This window comes from Paraflavitalea pollutisoli, from assembly GCF_029360705.1.
GTDB lineage: Bacteria > Bacteroidota > Bacteroidia > Chitinophagales > Chitinophagaceae > Paraflavitalea > Paraflavitalea pollutisoli.
The window spans coordinates 4,111,990-4,137,589 of the sequence record NZ_JARKMX010000008.1 but is presented as its reverse complement, the minus strand read 5'-3'; the positions used below and the strand labels follow the sequence as shown (position 1 = coordinate 4,137,589).

The 25,600-nt window shown below is 44.9% G+C and carries 23 protein-coding genes; 5 read left to right on the top strand and 18 right to left on the bottom strand.

What is annotated here, in order from left to right; translation table 11 throughout:
• Positions 1–6 precede the first annotated feature (6 nt).
• Positions 7–306 (top strand): hypothetical protein, encoded by a 300-nt coding sequence (locus P2W70_RS30025; protein ID WP_276485276.1) that lies wholly within the window; start codon positions 7–9, stop codon positions 304–306.
• 96 nt (positions 307–402) lie between these two features.
• Entirely contained in the window at positions 403–2,853 is a 2,451-nt protein-coding gene (locus tag P2W70_RS30020) for a TonB-dependent receptor (protein ID WP_276485275.1), read from the top strand.
• Positions 2,854–2,912: 59 nt separating this feature from the next.
• Here P2W70_RS30020 and P2W70_RS30015 read toward each other — a convergent pair whose 3' ends face one another.
• Positions 2,913–4,301, bottom strand: coding sequence for a hypothetical protein (locus P2W70_RS30015; protein WP_276485274.1), 1,389 nt, complete (start codon positions 4,299–4,301; stop codon positions 2,913–2,915).
• A 147-nt stretch (positions 4,302–4,448) separates the two neighbouring features.
• Between P2W70_RS30015 and P2W70_RS30010 the strand changes: the two genes are divergently transcribed.
• Positions 4,449–4,904 (top strand): DUF2721 domain-containing protein, encoded by a 456-nt coding sequence (locus P2W70_RS30010; RefSeq protein WP_276485273.1) that lies wholly within the window; start codon positions 4,449–4,451, stop codon positions 4,902–4,904.
• Between the two features lie 58 nt (positions 4,905–4,962).
• Here P2W70_RS30010 and P2W70_RS30005 read toward each other — a convergent pair whose 3' ends face one another.
• The 3 genes from P2W70_RS30005 to P2W70_RS29995 form a co-directional block, all read right to left on the bottom strand.
• Positions 4,963–5,307, bottom strand: coding sequence for a DUF983 domain-containing protein (locus P2W70_RS30005; protein ID WP_420832405.1), 345 nt, complete (start codon positions 5,305–5,307; stop codon positions 4,963–4,965).
• A 170-nt stretch (positions 5,308–5,477) separates the two neighbouring features.
• Complete coding sequence (locus P2W70_RS30000) at positions 5,478–7,265, bottom strand: ABC transporter ATP-binding protein (RefSeq protein ID WP_276485271.1); 1,788 nt, start codon at positions 7,263–7,265, stop codon at positions 5,478–5,480.
• Positions 7,266–7,364: 99 nt separating this feature from the next.
• Positions 7,365–8,342 carry a class I SAM-dependent methyltransferase gene (locus tag P2W70_RS29995; RefSeq protein ID WP_276485270.1) on the bottom strand — a complete coding sequence of 326 codons (978 nt, stop codon included), beginning with the start codon at positions 8,340–8,342 and terminating at the stop codon, positions 7,365–7,367.
• 125 nt (positions 8,343–8,467) lie between these two features.
• On the opposite strand from P2W70_RS29995, the gene P2W70_RS29990 reads away from it, so the two are divergent.
• Positions 8,468–9,268, top strand: a complete 801-nt coding sequence (locus P2W70_RS29990) for a glycosyltransferase family 2 protein (protein WP_276485269.1) — start codon at positions 8,468–8,470, stop codon at positions 9,266–9,268.
• Here P2W70_RS29990 and P2W70_RS29985 read toward each other — a convergent pair whose 3' ends face one another.
• The 14 genes from P2W70_RS29985 to P2W70_RS29920 all read right to left on the bottom strand — a co-directional run bounded on the left by P2W70_RS29985 (position 9,269) and on the right by P2W70_RS29920 (position 24,371).
• Complete coding sequence (locus P2W70_RS29985; RefSeq protein ID WP_276485268.1) at positions 9,269–10,576, bottom strand: O-antigen ligase family protein; 1,308 nt, start codon at positions 10,574–10,576, stop codon at positions 9,269–9,271.
• Positions 10,551–11,651, bottom strand: a complete 1,101-nt coding sequence (locus tag P2W70_RS29980; protein WP_276485267.1) for a DUF1972 domain-containing protein — start codon at positions 11,649–11,651, stop codon at positions 10,551–10,553. Before P2W70_RS29980 ends, P2W70_RS29985 begins: the two co-directional genes overlap by 26 nt.
• Position 11,652: 1 nt before the next feature.
• A complete protein-coding gene (locus tag P2W70_RS29975) occupies positions 11,653–12,738 on the bottom strand; it encodes a glycosyltransferase family 4 protein (RefSeq protein ID WP_276485266.1) in 1,086 nt (361 codons plus the stop codon).
• Between the two features lie 4 nt (positions 12,739–12,742).
• Entirely contained in the window at positions 12,743–14,008 is a 1,266-nt protein-coding gene (locus P2W70_RS29970) for a hypothetical protein (protein WP_276485265.1), read from the bottom strand.
• Between the two features lie 42 nt (positions 14,009–14,050).
• Complete coding sequence (locus P2W70_RS29965; RefSeq protein ID WP_276485264.1) at positions 14,051–15,136, bottom strand: DegT/DnrJ/EryC1/StrS family aminotransferase; 1,086 nt, start codon at positions 15,134–15,136, stop codon at positions 14,051–14,053.
• A complete protein-coding gene (locus P2W70_RS29960; RefSeq protein ID WP_276485263.1) occupies positions 15,129–15,500 on the bottom strand; it encodes a sugar 3,4-ketoisomerase in 372 nt (123 codons plus the stop codon). The genes P2W70_RS29965 and P2W70_RS29960 overlap by 8 nt, the downstream gene beginning before the upstream one ends.
• A gap of 1 nt (position 15,501) precedes the next feature.
• The gene (locus tag P2W70_RS29955) at positions 15,502–16,545 is read right to left on the bottom strand and encodes a hypothetical protein (RefSeq protein WP_276485262.1); all 1,044 of its coding nucleotides are present in this window, start codon (positions 16,543–16,545) and stop codon (positions 15,502–15,504) included.
• A gap of 45 nt (positions 16,546–16,590) precedes the next feature.
• The gene (locus P2W70_RS29950; RefSeq protein WP_276485261.1) at positions 16,591–17,535 is read right to left on the bottom strand and encodes a hypothetical protein; all 945 of its coding nucleotides are present in this window, start codon (positions 17,533–17,535) and stop codon (positions 16,591–16,593) included.
• A gap of 39 nt (positions 17,536–17,574) precedes the next feature.
• The gene (locus P2W70_RS29945; RefSeq protein ID WP_276485260.1) at positions 17,575–18,462 is read right to left on the bottom strand and encodes a glycosyltransferase; all 888 of its coding nucleotides are present in this window, start codon (positions 18,460–18,462) and stop codon (positions 17,575–17,577) included.
• Complete coding sequence (locus P2W70_RS29940) at positions 18,462–19,586, bottom strand: CapA family protein (protein ID WP_276485259.1); 1,125 nt, start codon at positions 19,584–19,586, stop codon at positions 18,462–18,464. Before P2W70_RS29940 ends, P2W70_RS29945 begins: the two co-directional genes overlap by 1 nt.
• Positions 19,587–19,588: 2 nt before the next feature.
• On the bottom strand, positions 19,589–20,974 hold the full coding sequence (locus tag P2W70_RS29935) for a hypothetical protein (protein WP_276485258.1): 1,386 nt from the start codon (positions 20,972–20,974) through the stop codon (positions 19,589–19,591).
• Positions 20,975–20,986: 12 nt separating this feature from the next.
• On the bottom strand, positions 20,987–22,297 hold the full coding sequence (locus tag P2W70_RS29930; RefSeq protein ID WP_276485257.1) for a lipopolysaccharide biosynthesis protein: 1,311 nt from the start codon (positions 22,295–22,297) through the stop codon (positions 20,987–20,989).
• 97 nt (positions 22,298–22,394) lie between these two features.
• Positions 22,395–23,291: a hypothetical protein gene (locus P2W70_RS29925; protein WP_276485256.1), complete on the bottom strand. Its 897-nt coding sequence runs from the start codon at positions 23,289–23,291 to the stop codon at positions 22,395–22,397.
• Positions 23,292–23,579: 288 nt separating this feature from the next.
• Positions 23,580–24,371, bottom strand: coding sequence for a methyltransferase, TIGR04325 family (locus P2W70_RS29920; RefSeq protein WP_276485255.1), 792 nt, complete (start codon positions 24,369–24,371; stop codon positions 23,580–23,582).
• Positions 24,372–24,823: 452 nt separating this feature from the next.
• On the opposite strand from P2W70_RS29920, the gene P2W70_RS29915 reads away from it, so the two are divergent.
• On the top strand, positions 24,824–25,591 hold the full coding sequence (locus tag P2W70_RS29915) for a sugar transferase (protein ID WP_338119863.1): 768 nt from the start codon (positions 24,824–24,826) through the stop codon (positions 25,589–25,591).
• The last annotated feature ends 9 nt before the right edge of the window (positions 25,592–25,600 follow it).

Sequence of the window (25,600 nt, the reverse complement as noted above, 5' to 3'; positions counted from 1 at the left end):
GCAGGTTTGTTACTGGTGCTTTTTGCATTCAGTATCCTGCCACGGAAAGCGCTGCACGACTGGCTGGTATCACATACCGATGGTACTGCGGCTGTGGCCAAGTCGCCGGTAGACCAGGTGAGCAAAGCTGGTTTCAATTGTGCTATTCAAAACCTGGTGGCCGAGTCGCCTTTTACGGAGAGCCATCACTCGATTGACCTTTCCTTTTTCCCCATTTATACAATTGTTGGTGGCAGTATAGTTTCGTCGGTGTTTACACCGGTAGTCAGCGCCTCGTTGCTGCGTGGACCTCCCTTTATCGCTTGATATAAATTTCCTCCTTGGGTTGTTTTGAACGCCAGGAGTGGCGGCCTGTTTATTGGGGCCGGTATGTATGATTTCTATTGATCGATAAATGAATGTATGAAACAACTATCTATTGGTATTGTATTAGCGACATTGTCCTGTCTCCATATTAATGCACAATCTTCTTCCTTAAATACTACCCCTACGGCTGTATCACCTGTATATGTCGACCTCAATGTTAGTTTTTCCGGTAAGGTAACCGATGCCCGGTCGGGTGAGGTGTTGGCGGGTGCTTCGATTCAGTTACCCGACCTGAAAATTGGCGGTACCACCAACCAACAAGGCATGTTTCGCTTGCAGAATGTACCCGCCGGCAAACACCTGGTGGAGATCAGTTTTGCAGGCTACGCCTCCATCGTTGAGACCATCACCCTCACCAGTAATACGGATAAGGATTTCACGCTTTCCCGTTCTTATGCCGAAAATGAAGCGGTCACGGTTACGGGAGTATCTTCTGCCACCTCGGTCAGGCGCACGCCGGTACCGGTCAACATTATTAAGAAAGAAGAGTTGTTACGCGGTGTATCTACCAACCTGATCGATGCGCTGAGTAAAACGCCGGGCGTAAGCCAGGTATCCACCGGGCCTGCTATTTCCAAGCCCTCCATCCGGGGATTGGGATATAATCGGGTAGTAGTGGTCAATGATGGCATCAGGCAGGAAGGCCAGCAGTGGGGAGATGAGCATGGCATCGAGATCGACGAATACAATGTAACGAAGGCCGAGATACTGAAAGGACCTGCCTCGCTGATGTACGGTAGTGACGCGCTGGCGGGTGTTGTGAATATAATTTCCCTGCATCCGGCGCCCGAAGGCACGATCAAAGGGAATTTGTTTGGTACCTACCAGACCAATAACCGTCAGCGTGGCTTTCATGCCGATCTTGGCGGTAATCAAAACGGATTTGTGTGGGGCGCCTACGGCTCCTTCAAAGCTGCCGCCGATTACAAGAATAAGTATGATGGCTATGTGTTCAATTCCAAGTTCAATGAAAAGAATTTCGGTGGATATATAGGCCTGAACAAACATTGGGGGTACAGCCATTTGTATGTCACCAATTTCGACCAGCATGTGGGGCTGGTAGAGGGGGATCGTGATGAGGTGACCGGTCAATTCCTGAAACCCGTTAACGTGAATGGAGCAGCAGAAGAGGCGATTGCTGCTGGCAAGGATTTTACGGCTACCGACCCTTTTGTACCCCACCAGCGGATACAGCATTTTAAGATCGCTACAGACAATAGCTTCAACGTAGGGCATGACAGGCTCACGGTATTGCTGGGTTTTCAGCGCAATCAGCGGCAGGAGTTTGGCAATGTGCTGGAACCGGACGAGAAGGAGTTGTACTTCGATCTGCAAACCGTCAACTATAATGTACAGTATCATTTTGCGGAGAAAAACAACTGGAAAACGAGTGTGGGTGTCAATGGTATGCAGCAGCGCAACCTGAATAAGGGAACTGAAGCGCTCATCCCGGAGTATTCACTTTTTGATGTTGGCGCTTTCGTCTACACCCAGAAACGTATCGATCGCCTGACGATCAGCGGTGGTGTCCGCTTCGACAACCGGTCCGTCGATGCCAAATCAATGGAAGAAGATGGCGTCCTGAAGTTTGAACCTTTTACAAAAAACTTTTCGAATGTATCGGGTAGTGCGGGCATCAGCTACGAGGCTAGTAAATCGTTGACATTGAAACTCAACATAGCACGTGGATTCCGGGCGCCGAGCCTGCCGGAGCTGGCCAGCAATGGTGCTCATGAAGGCACCAACCGATATGAATATGGAGAGCGTGACCTGAAGTCGGAAACCAGTTTCCAGGTGGATGGTGGTGTTGAGTTGAATACGGAGCATGTAAGCCTGGCAGCCAACCTGTTCTACAATTCGGTGACGAATTTCATTTACTACCGGAAGCTGCAGTCGGCAGCCGGCGGTGATTCCATCCTGCTGGATGGGACAAATGAGCTTTTTGCCTTCCGGTTTGATCAGCACAATGCCCGCTTGTATGGCGCGGAAGTAAACCTTGATATTCACCCGCATCCGCTGGACTGGCTGCACATTGAAAATACTTTTTCTTATGTACAGGGTACGCTTAGCGAGGACCAGGATGGCAGCAAAAACCTGCCTTTCATCCCCGCAGCCCGGTTGATCAACGACGTGAAAGCCGAATTTGCGTCAAAGGGCAAGGTCTTCAGGCATGTGTTTGTCAAGGCGGAGCTGGACAATACTTTTGCGCAAAATGATCCTTTCACTGGCTATAATACGGAAACCGCAACCGGTGCTTATACCCTGTTGAATGCTGGTTTGGGCGGTGATGTGGTCAGTAAAGGCAAAACCCTGTTTAGTTTGTACCTCGGTGCCAATAACCTGACTGATGTGGCTTACCAGAACCACCTCAGCCGGTTGAAGTACACGGCCGTCAACAACGTTACCGGCAGGGCAGGTGTATTCAATATGGGGCGTAACTTCAGTGTGAAAGTCAATGTGCCCCTGTCGTTCACTACCAGCCGGTAGACCGTATACATAATAATTAAACAATTACTACGTTATAATAGGGCTTACTAACCCATTTTTTATATGATTGTGGACCCTTCGGTTATCCGGAGGGTTTTTTCTTTGGCGGGATCCTCTTCCAGTAAATGGGGATCCTTTTTGCTTTTGAGGTAGTACCAGGTAAACAGGAGGATGGTATGCAGGGTAGTGGACAGGCAACACCAATAGAAATACCTGAATTCGGTATCGGCTTGAAAGATGAAGAATTGGGGCAGCAGGTAAAGCAGGGAAGATACCGATAGACTGATGCCGGCTTTTTTGAAGGTACCCCGCGGCAACGTCAAGGTGAGCAGTAATTGCATAACCGGCAGCAGTAACCAGAACCAGGGCTTCATGTAAGGCATGTGTTCATTGGCCTGTATATAGCTGGTCATGAATTGAAAAACGGGACCTTTTTTCAGGCTAAACCCATATGGGTTGGTGTAAATGTAGGGGTAGTAATAAAAGAAGGTGGTGTCGGGTCTGACTTTAAGTTGCAGGTAATATAGAAACCCATCAAACCGGTTGCTGAGGTAGGTGCCTGGGTTCTCGCGCAATGCCAGCTTCCAATCGGCGACCAGTATTTTTCGGCTTGATTCGTCCAGGGGAGGAAGGATTTGCCGTTTGTCTCCATTCCACCATATATTGTCGAAGGTGGCCGTTGTAAATTTCTGCCGGATATAACTTGAGTCGAAACCTGGGAAATTGGTTATAAATGAAGGCCAGTAAGACCGACCTGTTTTGACTTGTATACCGGCCAGGTCATGAGCAATCAGCTTATATTCGGGGTAAGCCTTGGCTGGCTTTAGTACCAGTTTGGTTAAGGTAAGGTTTGTCAGCAGCAGGCCGGTCAGTACCAGGCAAAGCAGGCCTACCCGTTTGTACAGGTTGCCCGAATAAACATCTTCTACCCATAGGTAGTAGAGGGCCAGGGCGCCGGGCAAGGCATTGATGCGCACCATTGTACCATAGGTGATCAGCAAGAAGGTGAGTATCGCTTCCCAGGGGCGCATCTTCCGGTTGTAGTAGATCGTGCGCAACATGATTACGACAGCCAGCAGCCAGCATAGGGCCATTTGCGCATCCTTGACGATCAGTCCGGCAAAATTCTGTACATAGGGAGCACCTGCAAATAATAGGAGCAGTACCACAAAGAGGGGCCATCGGTGGCACCAGGTGGTGGCTATCATGTAAAAGGAGGTCCAGAGCAGCAGTAGTTGAAAAGCGAGCATCCCTTGAGGGCCTTCGTAGATGTAATTGAGGAGTCGCCAGCCGGCCGCCATGATGGGAGGGTGCCAGTCGGTATACTGGTTGTGGAGGGCTTGTGTGAACTGGTCTATGCTATCGATATAGAGAAATCCCGGATAGCATGCCAGCCAGTCTATCAAAAAGCCACCAACAGCAATGATAAGTACAACGATCCGGTTCAAGGCAAAACTGATTCTTATGTAATTTACCGTTTGTTATAGTAATCTTCAGACAACGCAGGCAATGAAATTATTATTGCCTGGGTTGGTAGTGCCGGCGAGGCTGGTGTTTTTGATGGCAAGATTGTATTTTAGTATCAAATTATGTTCATGGAGCTTTCTATTACGACCCCTGCGTTACTGTTTCCGGCGATCTCACTGCTGATGCTGGCCTATACCAACCGTTTTCTTGCGTTGGCCAGCCTGATCCGGAACCTGCATGATAAGTACCAGAAAGATCCCAACCAGAAGCATATCGTGGAGCAGATCCGTAACCTGCGCACGCGGATCAGGTTGATCAGGTCCATGCAAGCCATGGGGGTACTAAGCTTCCTGTTTTGCGTGGTTTGCATGTACTGTATATTCAGGAACTGGGAAACCGCCAGCTACCTCATATTTGCCATCAGCATTGGATTCTTTATGGCATCGCTCATCATTTCACTGCTGGAAATCTCCCTGAGTACCAAAGCGCTTGAGCTGCAACTGAAAGACATGGAAAAAGAGACGCGGGTCAACTTTTTTACCAATATCCTTGGTGTACGTGACAGCCGGGATGAAGATCAATAAAGTTATTGATGCAAATGGTACAATCCGGTTGAGCTCATTCACCCGTTTCAACTCAATCTTACTCCCCGACAGCTGGTTTGTCTTTATGGTTAGGATCGTATTTTACAAAAAAGTACAGGTAGATTACCCGGCTAAGGCGCATCAGCCAGGGCTGAAGGGCGATAAGCAGAAAAATGTTGGTTCCCAACCAGAAGAAGAAACGGTTGTCGGAGGTAGACATACCAATCAATACAAACCAGGCGACGAAGGTGGTGACCGAGAGCGCCACTGATAACGCGTAACTGACATAGCCGGTTCCATACCAAAAGCCTGGTTCCAGCTCGTATCGTTGCCCACATTGCGGACAGCTTACTGGCATGTCAAACAACTTTTTAAAGTTCCAGGGGTTTTTGTTGCTAAACATTGGTCCCTTTCTGCACCGGGGGCATGTCATCGTAAGTATGCTCCAGAAGTAGTTTGGTTTGGATGTGGCTGGCATGGGCGCAAAGATAAGCTGCCAATTACAAGGGTCAAAATGTAAGGCCCCTGCTTCCGTGGAGGCAGGGGCCTTATACTGGTGCGATCTTTACAAGATCAGACTGCCATCGTTTTCTTTCTTTCACCGATCTGCTGACGCCACATGGCATAATAGAGCCCCTTTTCTTCGAGTAATTGATCGTGTGAACCGGTCTCGACGATGTCTCCTTTCTCCAGTACATAAATGCGGTCGGCATGCATGATGGTGGAAAGGCGGTGAGCGATCAGTACGGTGATCTGGTTGCGTTGCGACGAAACCTGCTTAATGGTATTGGTGATCTCCTCTTCGGTGAGTGAATCGAGTGAGGAGGTTGCTTCATCAAATATCAGCAGATGTGGTTTCCGTAGTAGTGCCCGTGCAATGGATAACCGTTGCTTTTCACCACCGGAAAGTTTAAGTCCGCCTTCGCCGATCATTGTATTGATGCCTTTTTCCGCTCGGGAAAGCAATTGCAGGCAGGCTGCTTTTTGCAGGGCGTCCAGTAACTCCGCTTCGGTGGCACCGGGTTTTACAAACAACAGGTTTTCTTTGATCGTGCCCGCAAAAAGCTGTGTTTCCTGGGTCACAAATCCTATCTGACTTCGCAGATCGTCGAACCGGATTGCCGTTTCATCGATGCCATTGTACAGGATCTTTCCCTCTTGTGGCCGGTACAGGCCCACCAGTAATTTCATAAGGGTAGATTTGCCGGAGCCGGAAGGCCCTACGAAGGCAATGGTTTCACCGGTCTTGACCGAGAAATGTATATTGTCGATGGCCTTTTGCTGTGCTGTGAGGTGTTTAAATCCTACAAACTGAAATTCGAGTGTTTCAATGTTACCAAGATGTTTTGGTTCAAAAGGCTCCACTTCGGGTTCTTTTTTCATCAGGGTTTCGAAATTATGGAGAGATACTTCGGCTTCCCGATAGGCCAGGATAATGCTGCCAATTTCCTGCAACGGGCCAAAGATGAAGAAGGAGAAGATCTGCATGGTCACCAATTGTCCGGCATCCATTTCTTTTTCAAAGATCAGCCACATCATCAGGAACAGGATCACTTGACGAAGGGTATTTACAAAAGTACCCTGAATAAAAGCGATGCTACGGACCCGCTTCACTTTCTTGACTTCCAATCCCAGTATTTTGTAGGTATTGGTATTCAGGCGGTTTATTTCCTGGTCTGTCAGTCCAAGACTCTTAACCAGTTCGATATTGCGGAGTGATTCGGTAGTGGCACCGGCGAGGGCAGTGGTTTCTTTTACAATCACTTTTTGGATGGTCTTTACCTTTTTGCTCAGCAGGTTGGAAATGAACATCAATATGGCAATACCACCAAAATAAACCAGTGGCAGGGCCCAGTGAATGCGAAAGGCGAAAACTGAGACGACAACAACGCCTATGACAACGGTAAAGAGAATGTTTACGAAGTAGCCGATGAACTTTTCGGTGTCAATCCGCACCTTTCCGAGTACCGATAAGGTTTCACCGCTACGTTGGTCTTCGAACTCGTGGTAGGGGAGACGCATGGCTTGCCGCAATCCGTCGGTAAATACTTTGGCGCCGAACTTTTGGACCACGACGGTCATAAAGTAATCCTGGAAATTCTTGGCGATCCGGCTGACCATGGCCACCGAAATGGATGCCAGCAGCAGGGGCACCACCCCCCAGCGTTCCTTATCGAAGGTAAACAGGAAGCTATGCCAGTCGAATTTTGTAGGGTTGTCGCGATAATAAAAAGCGAAATTGACCAGCCGCCCGAAGATCACAGGATCCATGAGGGAGAAGCCAATATTGATGGCGGCCAGGAGTAATACAAGGAATACCAGCCACTTATAAGGCTTGAGATAATTTATTAATATTTTCATAGCTATTTGTGCTTGGGGATACAGGGAACTAACCGAGTTGCCGGTAAAATGTTCAATTTCCAAACAAAATAGCAGAATAGCAAGACTAACCTGCAACCGTTAATGACGGATCATCCAGAAGGAGCCGGGTTCGTCATCGCCAATGGCGCCGGAATTCGGGCATTTTGCGTCGAAAGCTTGGCGGTGATGGTGCTTCAGAAAATTCAACGCGCCAATGATTCGAAACTGCGTATTGAACATTAAAAAGGCTTCCAGCAGGTATTGCTCATTCCACATGCAGTGATTGTCAATGATCCATTCTTTGGGATAGTCCCGGGGGCTGAATATGTCATGTACGTGAACGATCACTCCTTTTTTCAGAATTGGTAATACTTCCAGGAACTCGAACAGCACGTCCCCTTGTGGCCTGATCATATGGGATGAATCAATAAACAGGATATCGTTAGCTTCCAGGTGAGTAAATATTTCTTTATCAACGTCTTCTACTTTCTTGCGAATTACCTGAACATCCAGCTGCTCCAGCCATGGCATTTCATAGGGCTCTATACAGGTGTGTTGGCAGGCATGATCCACGTTGTCCGCAGCATTCTTTTTTTCGGCCCGTACAGCCATCATAGTGGAGTACCCACATCCTATTTCAATGATCCTGCGAGGCTTGAAGTGACGGATCATATTGTAGAGAAATTCACCGTCACCGGGGCAAAATGAATGATTGTTGTAATAATACTCGTGGCCTACGACATCTTTTTGATTCCGGGGGATGGCAGCCAATTCTGTATTGTAGTCAAAAGATTGTAGTATGTTCAACTGTTCTCTTACATTCCATTCGATGCCGGGCAGCGGCCTGTCATCGTTCAACGGTTTGCTAAGGTGTTTGTTAGGGTTGATGAGCGGCTGATAATAATGATCTTTGATCGGTAGCACGCCCACTTTCATGAAAATGCTTTCGCTCAGCGGCATTTTTTTTGGGGAAGTGCTACTGACAAATTTAAACCAAATGGCGCTGATTAAGGTGACGGGACTGAGTACTACATCACTGATCCGCTGTAGTACGCCGCTTTTTAGAACTCTTTTCATAGTGTGTCCTGCTAGGATAGGCAAAATAGGAGAAAATGAAGCATTGGACAAATATATGTCACGGCTATACGACAATTGGAAATCATGCAAGGGGCTGTAATGGCAATATGTATTAAATTTGCAGCATGGATCAACTTCCACTGGTTTCGATCGTAACCATTGTGTACAATGGCGAAAAATACATAGAGCATACTATTAAAAGTGTTTTAGGACAAACGTATCAGCATATTGAGTACATCATTGTGGATGGCGGCTCTAAAGACAATACCCTGTCAATCGTACGCAAATATGAAGACAAGATTGCGGTGGTGATCAGTGAACCGGATAAAGGGATCAGTGACGCTTTCAATAAGGGCATCCGGGCAGCTACCGGAAATATCATTGGGATTATCAATGCCGATGACTGGTACGAGCCGGATGCTGTTAAAAATATCGTTGAACAGGGCAGCAGTTACGATGTCGTTTTCGGCAACCTACAGTTGTGGAAGGAAGGGAAAAAGGATTTCATGATCAAGGGAAATCTACTATTTCTGGAGAAGGAAATGTCGGTGAATCATCCGACGGTTTTTGTCAAGTCGACGTGCTACCAGCAATTTGGCACATTTGACCTATCCTTTCGATGCGCCATGGACTATGATCTAATGCTACGGTTAAAGGTCAATGGTTGTCGTTTCGGCTACGTTGATCAGGTAATTTCCAACATGCGTTGGGAGGGTTTCAGTGATAAACGTTGGATGTTGGGGTGCCGTGAGACATTGGCCATTAAAAATAACTACCTACCTGCCAGAAAATGGCGTAATTATCTATATTTCTATAAACATGTTATAGCCATCGCCTTACCAAAGTTTGTAGAGCGGATAGGTCTGGGTGCTATTGTAAAAGCCTATAGGTCCAGGTTCTCCAGAATCAAAAAAGTATATGTGTAATTAAGACAACGCTTTTTCTTTTAAACTACGCTGGCTATAAAGCAGAAACAGTGGGAAAAATGTGCACAGTATGATGCCGTATTGTCTTTCAAAGACAGACTCGCTGAAAAAGAAGATCAATAGTACCGTAACCAGTGCGTTTAGCAAAAGGTCTTTCTTTCTTACCGCCTGGGCAACGAGTGCAAAACACCAGAACAACAAGGCAGCCAATCCTAATAGCCCCGATTGTAGGGTTGTTTGCAAATACTGATTGTGACAGTTGAATACCAGGTATCCCTGGTTACTTTTACCATCTCCTGCATACATATTGACCGCGAGATATTTTTGCTTCAGTGCTGGTTGAGCATCGGAGGGCGACAAACCGAATAGCCAGGCTTTTTTTTCTGTAAGTATCTCGTAGGTAAAGCGCCAGAGTAACAACCTTAATTCGATTCCGTTAAAATATTCCCCGGGGGAGTATTTTTCCTGTTGCAGAAACGTCAGTTTAGTAGATTGAAGATCAGCAAAGCGTTTGCGGATAGGATTATTGGTTGCGAAAATAGCTGTCAAACCTAGTACGAGCAGGATGCTTGTAACGACGATCAGCTTTTGTTTACTGATATGGGAGAACCGATTCAGTGTCACATATAGTACAACCGGGATCAAAATGATCAGGAGCATTTTGGAAGCCAGCAGGATCAACAGCACAAAGTAAAATGACATCCAGATAATCCGAAACCACTTTCGATTTGCCAGCCAGTCCGGTACATCTGTATTCAGCAACAGGTATATGAAGCTGATAAAAATGAAGACCGAAAAATACACTGCATGATGATCGAGATGGCTGACCAATCCATGGTAGTAGAACAATTCGGTTGAATGTTGCTGCAAGTAGAATTTCACACTTAATAATAGGCAGTACAGTGATGCAACGGTTACTGCAATGGTAAAGCCAGTCAGCACCTGCTTTCTGGTGTCTTTACTGATAACCGATGTGCAGAACACAACCGGTAAAGCGAGAAAGGCCAGTTTGCTTTCAAAATTTTTTAGTCCCGCCCCGAGGTCTGTTGCGTGTAGTAGTCCGGAAGTCTCTACGAGAAAATACAAGATGTAGGCAACAAACAGACGGTCTTTCCGCAGGCGATCCAATTTTTTATAAAGAGTTCCCTCCAGCAATGTTTGTAGTAGCCAGGCGCCGGTAAGGCTCACCAGGAAAATACTGTTGAGGTTGAGCAACGAAAAGACAATCGTAAACCCGATACCCCACAGCAGGAATAATTTCAATTTCGTCAGGAGAGCGATGCTATTTTCCTTGCTCAGATAGGGCATCAGTTAAATATTTTTCCAGTGTATTGGTAATATATTCCCAGGAATAGTCATTGACTATTTTCTCATTGTTTCGTTGTAGGAACGAGCCAAAGTCGCTTTTATTGATCTTTTGATCGAGGAGCATGGCTATATCGGCGGGTGAGGAGAAATAAAAAGCATCCTGCTCCAGTACTGTTTTATTGAAAATATTGTCGTTGGCCACAATCAGCGACTGGGAAGCCATGGCTTCCAACAGTGAGGGATTGGTTCCGCCTACTGAATGCCCGTGAAAGTACAAATGCGAAAAGTGACGTAAGTCGTTCAGTACCTGCAAATCATATACTGGGCCTATGAACCGGATATGCTCTGTTTCGTATTTGTTTTTCAGGTAGGTTCCAAATTTGTTCGAATGGTTGCCAATCAGGATCAGTTGATGGCGGGTTTCAGCCTGATGGTGCCCCTGCAATATCGTTTCGATATTGTTTTCTGGTTCCATACGAGCGATCAATAAATTGTAATTGTAGGGCGTCAAGCCGAAGGGGGCCAGTTGAGCGCTGTTGGGATTGGTAAACAAACTAGCTCCGTACGCAATAAAGGCAGAAGGCTTTTGGTACTTTTCCAACAAGTAAGACTGGATCCCTTTGGAATCTGCAATCAGTTTATCACTACCGAGTGCTGCCCATTTTTCTGCGCGTTTCAGAAATTGTTGTACAGGCCTGGGATACTTGCTACGTTTCCATTCCAGTCCGTCCATATTGGTAATAATGACAGCTTTCTTCGGGAAGAGAAATGACCATACGCTGCTGCTGGTATAGCCGAGCTGCAGGATAATGTCGAATTCTCTTTTGCGACTGTCTAGGATACAGTTCAGGTCATAGATAAACTGTCCGAAGGTGCCAACCTTGTTTTCGGGGTCTGCTTTTCGGATCAGTTGAACTCCTTTATAGGTAGACTCCTGAAAGGGATGTAGTGAGGAGTTGTAGACAAATACTTCATGGCCTCTTTGTACAAGGGCTGGCGCAATAAATTCAGCAAATTGTTCAAAGCCTCCGTACTTATTCGGAATACCTCTTGTACCTATAATGGCGATTTTCATATTAAACTGGTCTTATAATTTCTTGATAGGCGGCCAGTGTTTTTAGTGCCGTTTGCTCCCAGGTTAGGTGCGAATTGATCTTTTCCTGCAGTCTGGGATCGAATGCAGCTCTGGCTGCATTATCGATGGCAGCCTGGATTGAGGTAGGAGAAGACGGATCGCAATAATAAGCATAATTCTCAAAATACTCCCTGGTATCCCCTTTCTCGGTGACCACAATATTACATCCCATGGCTGCTGCTTCCAGACTGCTCAGGCCGGTGGTTTCGAACCAACTGGCTAAAACATGTACTTTGGCCAGTTGGTAGTAACGTACCAGTTCTTCCTGGGGTAGCACGTCGATGAACGATACGTTGGGGCCGGCTTCTGCTTCACAGGCCGCATAGTATTGCCGTTGATTAGGAGAAGGGGAGCCAATGAGTATCAATCGGTAGGCCGTGTTATTGACTGCCCGGATCAGGTTGAGTTGATTTTTTCGCCCTTCGATCCGACCGACGCATAGGATCAATTGATTATCTCGTTGTAGCTCTGTTTTGCCAATGCTGAAAAGCGACGGGTTGATCGCATTAGGGATCACCCGGTAATTTCCTTTAGTATGGTAATGAGCCAATAGGCGCAGGTACTCGTTTTCGGAATTTGGTAGCAGCATCGCTGCATTCCGGATGATCTTCTTAATGGAACGGCTGTGTCCTAGTAATACATATGATGGGCTGATGATCTTTTCTCCATTGATTAATGCCCGAGCCAGTACTTTGGCGTACTCAATAAGGTCGGGGCTGAAAGTTCTGAAAACGAAACCTGCCACTCCGCCACGTACCGTTTTTTCATATTCTGCATAATCAACATAGATCGTCGAGATTACAAATGGTTTTCCCGACCGTTGAATGTGGATCAGAATATCTGCTGGCCGAATGATATTAAAGAAATGCAGCAGGTCGAAGCCTGAGTAGTCTATTGTTTCGTTGCAAAGTCGGATGGTAACGTCTATTCCCAAGTTCTGCAAGTAGTGGGCAGTATTGATTACCTGGATAGTATCTCCACCCTTGTCTGTATATAAAGTAGCGCGGGAAATAAATAAGACCTTCATGGATTTATGATGCCGGATTTTGCTTCCCGCTTAAATGTTTGTTTAATACTGTTTTATCAAATTCTGTAAATAGTCCGGGATAAAACGCCATGATCCAAATTACGTATTCAGCAATATTTGTGATAAAGCTTCCTGTAAACTGGTAAATGAAGATGGATGCAAAAAGGGCTAGCCGATAGTAATTGGAATAAACTTTCGTTTTAAAGAAAAGCACAATTTCGGCAGCCAGCCGTGTGAGCAAGCCCAGGAGGCCGTAAGTAGCTAAGGTGTCTCCCAGACTATTCGGTATTTTGACATCAGCACTGGTGAAAAGCGTATGGTTATAGAATTCCCGGTAATTATCAAGGCCAACTAATTTTGCCTGTCCTGGTCCACACCCAAACCACAGGCTTTTTTCACTGGCGATTTCCCAACCAAGGTAGAATGAATCATAGGTCCTCCCCAAAAAAGAAGTGTCTGTACCTGCCAATACATTGTTGATACGGGCAAACAGGAGGTTGTCGGGAAATAGTTGACTGGCAATGATGAGAGATAACAACAATATGCCCGCGAGGAATATAAAGACAACAGGGTTGGCAAACTTTGGGAAAAAAAGTTTAAAGCTTGGTAATGTGACGATTATGAGTGCCAACAATATTGCAGAAATGACTCCAAAAGAAAGTGATAGCAATAATGGCAATGTTACCAGGACTAAATAGGTCTTTTGATGGGGAAGACTTCGCGCCATCATTTTTAGGTAGTAATAAAGGGCAATAGGGATCAACAGAGTCGAGTAATAAGATGGCTCGTACGTCAAAAGCTGTAGCCTTTTGACCCCCGAAAAGCCGGTTGTGATCTCAGTGGTTAGCCAAAAAATGTCCTTTAAAAATCCAACTGGAAAAGTCAATAAGGCTATAATGACAAGTAAAAAGTTAATCAGGAGTATGTCCTTCAGGACCACTCGAAGACTACTGCATTTTTGTAAAAAATGATAAAAGCTTATACAAAAAACATAGGAGCAAAAAAGCAGTGTTGTTGATTTCAGATAATAAGCCGAATCAACTCCATTATAATAATGAATGATCGCATAAGGAATGCTAACAACAAAAAAAACTCCCACTTTCGCCAAACCTCTCTGCAGGTATAGCCAATAGAGGAATACTGGTGTTAAGAGGGTGGTATAAAGCAGTCCGTGCGGCAGTAGCACGCTGTTTAGGAAGAAGTATAGTACAGCTATAGGCATGTACCTATTTATACCAGGAACCTCATTCATATGTTTTGCTTCGACCATGCATTATTTTTCAACTGATCGCCAGGTCAATTACTGAATGTGTTAAAAGCGATTCAATACATCGATAACTCTTTCAATATCGTTCTGCGAATGATAAAATGAAATAGGTAAACTCAAGGTTGTGCGGTGAATTTCCTCTGAGATCGGCGTTTCGCAATGATCCAAAATACCTTTCATGGCCTTCTGCTTATTAGGTGAAACGGGATAGTGAATCTCTGTCTTAATGCCATTGTTGAGGAGGTATTCTTTCAATTGGTCCCTTTGCGGGTGCCTGATGCAATAAATATGGTATACATCTTCATAGCCAGGCTCGGTAACCGGTTTGATAAACGACGGTTTTAGCCCTTGATGGTAAAGGCTGGCCAATTGCTGTTTGTGTGCGGTGATCTCATCGAGTTGCTTTAGCTTAACACTTAGGAATGCTGCCTGAATTTCATCCAACCTTGAATTAAATCCAACTACTTCGTTATGGTATTTTACATGAGAGCCGTAATTCCTGAAAACATTTATTTTGGCGAAGAGGGAGTCGTCGTTGGTGGTAACTGCACCCGCGTCTCCAATTGCTCCCAAATTCTTAGTGGGGTAGAAACTAAAAGCGCCAAAATGTCCCCAATTACCCGCTTTCTTATTGTTGAGTGATGCGCCATGGGCCTGGGCACAATCTTCAATTACTTTTAGGTTGTGTTTTGTGGCAATCGCCATGATCTTGTCCATAGCACACAGTTTACCATATAAATGTACCACCATAATCGCCCGCGTTCTGCTGGTGATCTTTTCTTCAATTTTTGCGGGATCAATATTGTAAGTGTTAATATCCGGCTCTACCAGAACTGGCGTCAATTGATTTTGAACAATAGATAAGATCGTTGCTATATAGGTATTTGAAGGGACTATAACTTCATCCCCTGGTTCAAAATCAAAGGATTTAAGGGATAAGATGAGAGCGTCCAGGCCATTGGCCACCCCACTGCAATATTGAGAACCGCAGTAGTTGGCGAATTCAAGCTCGAATTGCTTAACTGAATTTCCCAAAATATACCATCCGCCTTCCATTACATTCTTGAAAGTAGCTTCATATTCGGTAAAGAAAGTAGCATTCGCCTTGCTAAGATTTTCGTATTCAATCATTGCTGTAAGGTTTAAAGATGTAATCTTCCTGTTCGTAGTATTCAGATGCGAGTACCATCAGGATTGCATTTTCAGTAAAATTGCTCATGGTATGCCAATCACTGGGTTCTAATACCAGACATTTATGTGGTGCGTCCAGCAAAAACTGCTGCTCTGTGTTGCCGTCGTTATTGTATATTTCACAAGAACCTGTCAGGCAGATGGCTGCTTGTATGGTTTTTTTGTGCCGATGACCGCCACGGACAGACGAGTCTACCCCGTAAATGTAAAAGATCCTTTTTGTTTCAAAAGGTAGCACCTTTTCTATAACTGTCAGATTTCCCCTTTTATCAGTAAAGGTTTTTAGGTCGATAAGGTAGGCCATACTATTCTAAATTAGATAAATTGTAATAATGGTAGTGTTTTTTGAAATTATAAGTCCGTAGTTTAAATGGCGATAGTTTACCGAGTCTAAAATTGATGAGTAGTTCTTTCATAAACTCAAGATAAATCTTGGGTTTGGATAAAGAGGGGGAGCGTTTTCCATTAGCGTTCAATGCCGGATGGTCTTTTTTGATAGCTGCCTCCGTTGCTATCAAAAGCTTGATATACGGAATGTATACGAGGCTCTTTATCGTGTCTTCTATTTCATACAACGTACCCGAGCAGGAAACGGTATTGTTGGTGTAGAATTTCAGTCCATGGAAATGAAAGAATACGAGCGGAAAGGATTGTCCATCCTTCAGCCGGGTGATCTTGACATGCCCATGGTGTTGCTGGAAAGTGTATTGTTGAAGATTCCAGGGAGCTACTCCGCCTCCGGGATGTTGTAGTACATGTACCCCTTCAAACCGGGTAGTCCAGTCATCCAGGTACTTTTGGTCTCCAAATTTGCCGTCTTCCTGGTAAGCATAACACCATTCAATGCATCTGTCGCGCCACCAGGTAAGGGCTAAAGTACCCCTTACATCATTTTTAAAGTACATAAACTGAACACAGTAAATGCCATGGGTGGCAGCGTGATCATATTCCCTGGAATAGCGATGCTCTGTAATTAGCACCGATTTTTCTTTTAACTCATCGAATAGAATTTTCGGATCCTCGTAGAAGATCATGTCTGCATCCACATAGGTACATGAATGAAGATTGAAATTCCGGATACAGTACAGGATTATAGAGGGGGTGCAGGTCCAACAGTATTCAGCAATCGACCGGGTTGGCTTTACCGCGAGTAATTCCGGATCTTCGAAGTCGTTCAAGCTAATGGGAGTCAGGTTTGGCTTACCAGCGCTTTTCAGGTAATTGTACGAAAGATCATCAAAGGCTACCACATAAAGGTGAAAGGCAGAACATACCTTATTCAGCGACTCGTACAAAGCAAGTCCCCGTGCGAGGTAATTGGAGTCAAATAATGTGCAGAAGTTGATCATGAATCGATTCTTTAAAAATGGGCATTGAATTTTTCTGCACAGTTATTAATCTATCAGGTTGCCAAATAGCTTATTAACCTGCCTTTTAAGTATAACTAATGGTGCTTTTAGTTTTTCGGACCGGATCTTACGCCACACGGCTTGTTCGCATTCCTTAAAAATTGGTGTGTTGTATTGACGGGTGCCGCAGGCTGCGATCTCCAGGGCAAAGCCATATTGCTTTTCAAGCAAGGCGAAAACAAACTGCAAAAGAAGACTTCGTTCTGTTTTGACTTGTGGTTGACGCAGATACGTTACTTCTGCCCAGCCTGGACTTTTTCTGATAACTCTTTTGCTCAGAAAGGACCCGATAGATGGAACTAGCGAAGCATTCAGGCGTTGCGTGCCTAACACTTTCATTGAAGACAGCCAGAATACATGCTTATCCATTTCGGCCATTACGTCATGAAGCTTGTCTTCGCCTTTGTAAGCGTCCATTATGCCTGGTTCGAGATCCGCAACCAGGATACCGGCTTGAAGACGTTCGGGAAGATGCTTGAATATACGCAGATCGGTTCCCTGTGTATCCGTTTTAAACCAGTCAATATATTGGATTCCGGCCTGCTCGAGTGCTTTCGTTAGCGTAATGGCGGGGAGCTGAGTCTTTTTGCTGACAATGAACAGGTCTTTGAAAACCCACGGTGCGAGTTTTTCCATATCCGGTTCCAGCAATGACGAAGAGTAGGGGAATGCAGTGAGGTAAAAATCTGCACTGGTATTGTTTTCGTTGACAGTAACGATCCTGTTAACGGTCAGCAGCTTTCGGTAAGTCTTATTCTCTTCTTCCGTGATATTAAATTCTCTGTCATCGGCATCAAAGGCGATACAGACGCTATACGGGGCAATCGTTTTCCATTTAGGATTGATCTCTCCAGACGCACCAATGTCCACCAACACAGGCGGTGTTTGGGCGAAATGAGCCGATTGTAATATTTTACGGATGATATTCATGTGTCAGTTCTTATAATATTTAATAGTGTTTTCCATTGATCAGTAGCCCCATTTCAGTATTCTTTTCAGCTTTCCTTTCAGGTTTTGGTACTTGGAATGGTGCTGGCAAATAAGCTTCCTCGCGGAATAGGATTCTTCGATCGGTATATCCTGCAATAGAATGCGATGATTGTTTAAGGGCGTATTGTTGTGCTCCGCATTTTGAAGGTGGGTGCCACTGCCGTCACCGCCAATGTTTTGAACCAGCGATTGGGCGGGATACAAGGTAAGCTTATTGGCCAGAAAAGCGGAAGCATACCATTTTATAGCCCAGGAGTTTACCCTGCCATCTATCTGATGCCGAAGCATTCCCGAGTAATCATATGTGCCATCCAGGTCGAAGGCGTACAGGAGTTTTTGTTGAGTCAGCTTTTCAAGTAGGAGAGATGCATCATCATTGAATAGTTTCCATCCCCTTTGCCAGGTGGCCCAACCCCAGCAATCAGCCCCTCTTAGAAAGAAAGTTGCCTGGGGATATTGAATGGGTACGCAGTAGCCGTGAATGGAAATAACTTCCTCCACCTGCTCGTATTTTTGGAGCGAATGGTTCATGTACTCCAGAAAGTAAGGCGATAGGATCATATCGTCTTCCAGCACGATCACGTTTTTGTAAGTTTTTAACATACTGGTAACCCCGTCCTTTATATTTTGGGCAAGCCCCATATTCTTTTCCCTGTGCACGATTTTGACCTGCTTGAATCCGGTAATCTTAGCCACATAGTCTCTCACCTGACTTACCGATGCCCGGTGATCGTTGCTTCTTGGACCGTCCGAATAAATAAAAAGCTCACTGTTTGATGCAAAATGATTTTTTTGCAATGATGCCACCGTCTGCCTTGTATGTTCGGGCCTGTTATAGACAAATAGTATGATGGGGGCCAGTTCCATTATTTGATCAATTGTGCTAAAGCTCTTTCTACTATCCACCGGTGACTTTCGATCCGGATATTGTGTAGTAATAAAGCAAAGTGAATATTTGTTTTTCGACGGAAGAACACTCTTTTAACGAATGTTTTGATCGACTGGGGAAGGCTAACCTTGCTGTCAATGCCGTGTAACGCCACGCTGTAATAATCGCGATAGTATTTATTCCACAGTTCCAGGGCAATCTGCTGAATAGCTTTGTTATATCCTGGTTCATTGAGCAGGTCATTGAGGTGGCTCAAATGGGCAATAAATGTTGGCTCATCATGAAGGTCGATCATATTGCCCGACCGTGACAGCCTGATTACGTCGAAGGAAACGAGCCTGTCTTTATCAAACAATAGGGATACGGCAATCCCCTTGTTCCAAAGTGGGTGATCGCTGTTGGAGTCGAAATAAAAATTGCCAAGGCTATAAAAAATGGGCTTGCCCAAATAAGTTTCCCAGCCCTGAGGTACATGCGGGTGGCACCCAATAACGGCATCAGCTCCGAGCTGGACCAATTCCCGGTAGCGGGCTCTCCATTCAGGCAGCGGCAGATCAATTTGTTCTACACCGGCATGACATTGAACCAGTAGAACATCGACTTCCTGTTTAGCATTTTTGACCAACTCATTAACGCTGGGGTGATTTACCCAGGCGTAGCCAGCTCCCTCCGTGTGATATAATGTCAATGCACCAAATTCCGCCTCGCAGAAAGATAACAGGCCGACAGTTACCGTCCCAACCTGCATCCTTTTTAGTGCATAAGCTTCCTGCGGGGTCTTGCCTGCGCCTGTACAAACAGCTGTACGGAAAGCTTCCAAAGAATGACGCAGTCCTGGTTCACCGTAGTCAAAAATATGGTTATTGGCCAGGTTGATCACATTGAATCCGGCTTCCTCCAGCAGGCTAGGGGCTCCGGCATGCTGAGCCAGATGTGGACCGGCTTTGGCGATCGGCTGACCATAGCCTTTGACAGGAGCCTCAAAATTGCAAGAGCGGATCGCGTGATCTTTTAATATGGCCGAAAAGTTAGCCGATAAGAATTGCCCTTGCGGCAATGCCTCAAACACACAATCTCCCACAAATAAGGCTTTCCATTGCATAGTTATATGGCCGAGTTTCGTTTAATGAGAAGAGTTTCTATTGGTTTTAGCGTCAGATAAGCATTATAAGCCGAGAGCCTTTCATCTTTTACTCCCATTCTTTTCAGTATGCCACCAACCTTTGGATAATAGGTCATGGTATCCAGCATATCCCTTAGGTTATTACTGGGGGCTGTATGTTTATTGATCCAGTCGATATAGTTGCGGGAGAACAATTCCCCTAAAATTTTGCTATCCAACGGACGGATGGGCACGTAATACATCGCCCGTCTGTCCAACGTGTTCTTTTTGCTGTGTTTCAGGTTCAGTGATTCTACATATAAAGAGCGACTCTTGAAATAGTCTACCTGCCAGGCCCGATCCTTTCTTCTGGCAGCTGTTATCTTAAGCATCGAGAGGGCCAGGCCAGGATCTAGGAAAGGTGACCAGGGCTTGAATCCTAATTGTTTGGGTACTTTGATCAAATAGCTCAGCAAAATGATCTTCAAACGCATGGCCTCTACCACCCTGAATAACGGGTCATTTAACTTGGTCCTGTTTTGTTCGTAGAATACACCGGCCAGTTCATCTCCTGCCTGCAGCAGGCATTCGTCGGCATTGGCATGCACACCATGCGAGTAGCCGAGGCGAAACAGGTCTCCGGGACTTTCGATCGAAGAAATTTTGACACTGCCAGCCCAGGCGTCGCCAATGATTCCACTGAGCAATGGAGCGCCGGCATTGTTGTCGGCTTTTATCTTGTCGTAGAATTCCATTTGGTACATACCATGCGCGTGGGTGGATATGCCAAACATAGAATCCCAGGCATCGAAGTAGTGATGAAAGTCGCCGATCTTGATCTGCTTAAAATTCGAGCCCAGGATCTCCGATATCTTTTTTGCAAACACAACCTCATAGGAGCTTGTCTGGTTGTCTGATATGCCGTAGGTATAGGAATGAATCCTTTGTTTGTCCCGGATCATCTCGTTCAGTATCCGGGAATCAAATCCACCGCTGGTAGGGATTACGATATTGCCCGTTGTAGATTGTTCCCATTCTTGAATCGACGCCCGTAAGGCCTCCAATACCTGTTTCTCGTCGATCTCCGGGCCGGCTATGAATTGTTCCGCAACGTCTTTATCCCGAATAACGGACAGCTGTCCCGCCGTTGATTGAAGATGTGCCGAGTGCGGAAGGAACTTGACATTTTTTACAGGGGTTTGTTCAAAGACTGAATAGCCAAACCGCAGGTAGTTTTTCAGACCCTCCGGATGAAAGTCTATATTGCTGTAATCAATTACCTCATGTATGTTATGGCTTGCTTTTCCGCTGACCGTATTGTAGAAGACCGGATCAGATGCCAGCCAGTCCGTTGAAAAAGTATATGGGGGAGTTGTCGTATTATTCATTGATTAGGCTATTTAAGCAGCCAGTAATCTGGCTTTTAAGCTGCGGTTAACTACCAGGTAATACAATAATGAATAAACCAATTGAACGCAGAGGTAAACAAGCGCTGCCCCAAATACGTTCCAGATCGCGACCAGGAAATATCCACATAGCAGGCCAACAACGGAAGTTGCAATCCCTATCAGTAAGCCCCAATGTGTTTTTTCAAGATAAATGAAATAGTTTACGTATATGATCAGTGCACCATTGATGATCTGCCCCAGCAACAGAATGGGCAATATGTAGATAGTTAACCAGTAATCGGGGGATATGATCCTCCATTGTAACGCCAGATAGAGACCAAATAGTAATAATATGGATAGACCGGCCAAGGCTGCGCAAAGCTTGAGAATAAGTTGTTTAGTGTCACGTATGTTTTTTCTGATATCCTTTTCCTTGAGAAAACGTGGCATCCAAACGTTTTGTACTGATTGGGTCACCATAATGATCAGGTTGGATATAGCAAATGCCAGATAGTAGCAGGATAAGTCCTGTGCCGAGCCATGTTTCTCCAGAAAAAATTTCTCGCCATTATTACTGAACATGGCCCATATGGCAGAGATCATAACCGGTATACCTAATTTCAGGGAGCTTCGAACGATCTTCCAGTCAATTCGGGGGATCATCTCCTTAATATAGTTTCCGGAAAATAGCAGAATGATGGCCAACTCAACAATATAAGTATAGAGCAACCTGATACCGATCTTATCTTCTTTGATAAAGGCCAACGCCAGCAGCACCACCAGATGCACCCCGATTAACCTAAAAATATTGTACTTCCGGAATAACCTAATCTTCTCCGTTATTACATAGAAATTGGACAAGATCACAGTATAGGCCGATACGACCAAGGCAAGCAGGATGGACCATCGGTACAAAGGGTAGTTGGCGTCATTTTTAAACAAAAGGCCAATGATCCTGTAGTCAAGCTTGAACAGATAGATGGGCAGCAGGATAATTGCCATCAGGGTCGTGACCGAAAAGAATATATTGAATATTACAACCTTTCGTTGTTCATCCGAATGGGCATCCGAGTAGTACTTGCTTTGAGATACATATAACCCGAAGTTCAGCAATACGGAGAAAGCTGTGACGATGGACAGACAGTAATTATATACTCCATACTCCTCCTGCGACATCAGTCGCAGGTATACGGGTAGTAAAACAATGTTGGAAGCTCTTACGAGAATGTCTACGATCAATAAGGTAGAAATCCTTTTCAGAAAACTGTTATTCCGGTATTTGTCCAGCCACCTGTACATTTTATCAGTTAAAACCTTCTTCATGAAAGGAACAGTTAGAATGTGGCGTGGGAATGACAGTTTAAAACCCAAGCTGATTCAGCATTATTCAAAGAATAGGATATGAATTGTTGGCTTATGTTCATTGCACAACCTTTTTTCGGGTTTCGAGCAAGAAGGATATGGTAAAACCTAGCATAACACCCAGGGTGCCTGTGATCAAAATGAGTCTTATCAATGAAATGGGCCTGGTAGATACACTCACTTTGAACCCGTCTAACAGGGATACTGCGTTGTTTTCAATGGTTAGTAGTCTTTGCGTGTACTCCCGCTCGCGTAATAGATTGATCGATTGCTCATAAATCTCGGCAGGATTAATAGCACTGCTGTACACTGTAGCGTTGATTTTTGAGGTAGCGAGAAATTTATTGAATTCACGCTTTAGTGAATCGATGTTAGCCAGTTCGCTGTCAAGTTGTTTTAATTTGGCCGTATAGATGAGCGACTCCTGCTCCCTGATATGTTTTAACTGAGGTCTGTTATTCAAATAGGCCAATAATGCTTCCTGCATCCGGGCGATGGAATCGGCGTTGTTGAGACCAATTACTATTTTGAAAGGCTGGTTTAGTTTAGTAGAGGTGTCTTCTTTCAGCGGCTTGTCAAAGGTGTTTTTGGTATCAAAATACCGGATCTCTTTGGCGATGTCGGGAGAAATATTGAGTTCCCTGGACAAGGAACTGGACATGCCGCTGGAGGATACGTTATTAAGTTGCTCCACAATGTCTGCAAAAGTCTTTTTATAGAGTTTCGTAGATGTCAGGATCATTGACCCTTTGTAGTACTTGGGGCTTTGATAGTAATACAATATGCCGGGAATTACGCCGACCAGAAATCCAGCCAGCATGATGAATCGCCCCTTATCGATAACGAGCTGAATAAAGCTGCAAAACCTGAAAAATCCTATGAGCAGGTAGCGGATGCTTAACCGAAGTGTCGCAAAACTAATTTGATCGTCGGGGTTAGTGTTATTATCAGGCATAATGATTTTTTAAGGGGAACGCTTGCAACTTATTGAAGAAACCACAATAAGGCGGCAAAATTAGGAAAAATAATCGATTGGTACTGAACGCATGGCGCGTGGCATAACCAGTCGGAAGCTACTGGCGGATCACATCTTCCAACCTTGTCCGGCGAGATACCGCCATTTTTCTGAAATATTGTTTGGACTGATTAAACATAATGATTCGTTAATCTTTCACCTTCTTATGCCCGACCATGGTGTTAGTTGCATTCTTTAAACCTGTTGATTACCATTGTTTAAGCTGAGTTATTGGCGCCTTTCAGCCAATAATCCACGATAAGGTATTCTGACGCCATCCAGAACGATAAACAGGTCATTCTGGTGTTCGGTATGAACACTATAATTTTTCTCAACTAGTTGCTTTATCCTGGTGTAGTTCAGGAACCAAGCAGGGTAGGATGCTTTATAAATGGCTGGGGGGATCTTTTGTACAGAAAGCCGGTCTGAGGCTACGTTATTGAAATAGGTAGAATCGATCAGGAGGAAGGGAATATTATACGATAGCAATTGCTCCAAAAGCTGATAGGGCCTTTCGATATAGGGCAGCGTGCAGGATAACAATATTACATCGGGGGTGCCGTGCAACGTTAGGTATTCTTCTACCGAATAGAAAAAGCGCAGCGTGCTGTCCTGCAGGTGAGCACGGCCAGCAGAAACGAAATTTTCCTGTTCTACAACATTCCATTCAAGGTGTTTTAGATGAGCCAGGTAAGAGCGATTTTGGAAATAAGAGCTGCCCAGAGCGCCTCCAAAGTCTACAACTTTCAGCGATTGTTTGTTACGGCTAGCCACAAATAGCAGATTAGCCAAAAGCGGCCATGAATATTCGATTTTGTCGAAAAGAACTGAATCACGTTCGTACACCGCGTCACCCCTTTTGACTTGTAAAGTGGCTTCTTTGACCTTCTCCAGAATAGCTGGTGCATCATACCCGCTGGTATGCCGAAGAGCGTCTTCCCAGCTGGTGTAATTACCCGTCCAGGGACTGGATTGGGTTATTCTTCGGATGACGGATTTTAACTTTTCTTTCCAATTCATGATTATTGCCTTATGGTATTTGTTATCGCAGTAAAGAACTGGCCTGGCTTATTTTTTCCTGATCTGTAACCTGCCAAAGTTTAGTGAATTATCTGTTCTTTATTTGCGAAAACCGGGCAAATATAGGATTTGGCACGTTTCTTAAACACAAGGATTGATAGTTATGTTAGCACGGTGCAAACAAGGAATTATTGCTGAATTATCTATAATTCTTAGACTGGCAAAAATAAAACGAACCAAGCAACGTTATGGATTCCTGAAATGTCAATGCTTGAAGACTTTGGTTAATATGGTGTGGGTATTCGTTAGAACATCAATTTTAACAAATATTGGGACGCTATATAATTGAATGTTAACAAAATTTGCTTTCTTTGCACGTAGAAAGGCGTAAGTAGAAACCAAATTATTATTGAATGGCCTTCCCGTTTGGGATGGAAAAGCACTATTAACGCATGATGATAACGACCTTCTCCAAAGTCCAGTCCTTTGAAAAAAAGACTGGAGTATCTGTTGAGACGAACGCCTTAAGAACCTATCTTACCGAGAAGCGCAACTACTTCTTTTTCAAGCGCGTATTTGACATTTTACTTTCCTCCCTGGTAATTATATTCCTTCTAAGTTGGCTGGTTCCTCTGATAGCTCTCCTGATAAAGCTGGATTCTACCGGACCCGTATTTTTTATACAACGTCGCGTTGGTCGTTGGGGTAGGAGCTTTAAGTGCTTGAAATTCAGGACAATGGTAGTGAATGATCAGGCCAATGTAAAGCAAGCCACCGAAAACGACCGCCGTATTACCCGCATCGGTAACTTCCTGCGTAAATCCAACCTGGATGAATTTCCCCAGTTCTTCAATGTGCTGATGGGCCAAATGAGTATCGTTGGCCCACGCCCTCATATGCATTCAGATTGTAATGCCTTTTCATCTGTCGTACACAACTATAAGTTCCGAAATACACTGAAACCCGGCATTACTGGATTAGCGCAGGTGAAAGGTTTTCGTGGCCCTACCAAGAACTTTGAAGATGTGTTTCATCGTTATCAGTTCGATGCGTTTTATATTCGTAATGCCAACTTCTGGCTGGATATGCGCATCGTGCGAAAGACTGCTGCACAGACCTTTAAAATGATCTTTGCCAAGTTTGTTGATTCAGCCGAAGTAAAAGCCGGAGAAGCAACTACCCCCAAAAAGTGGGCAACCTCCTTTAGAAGTCTTAACTAATATCACTTT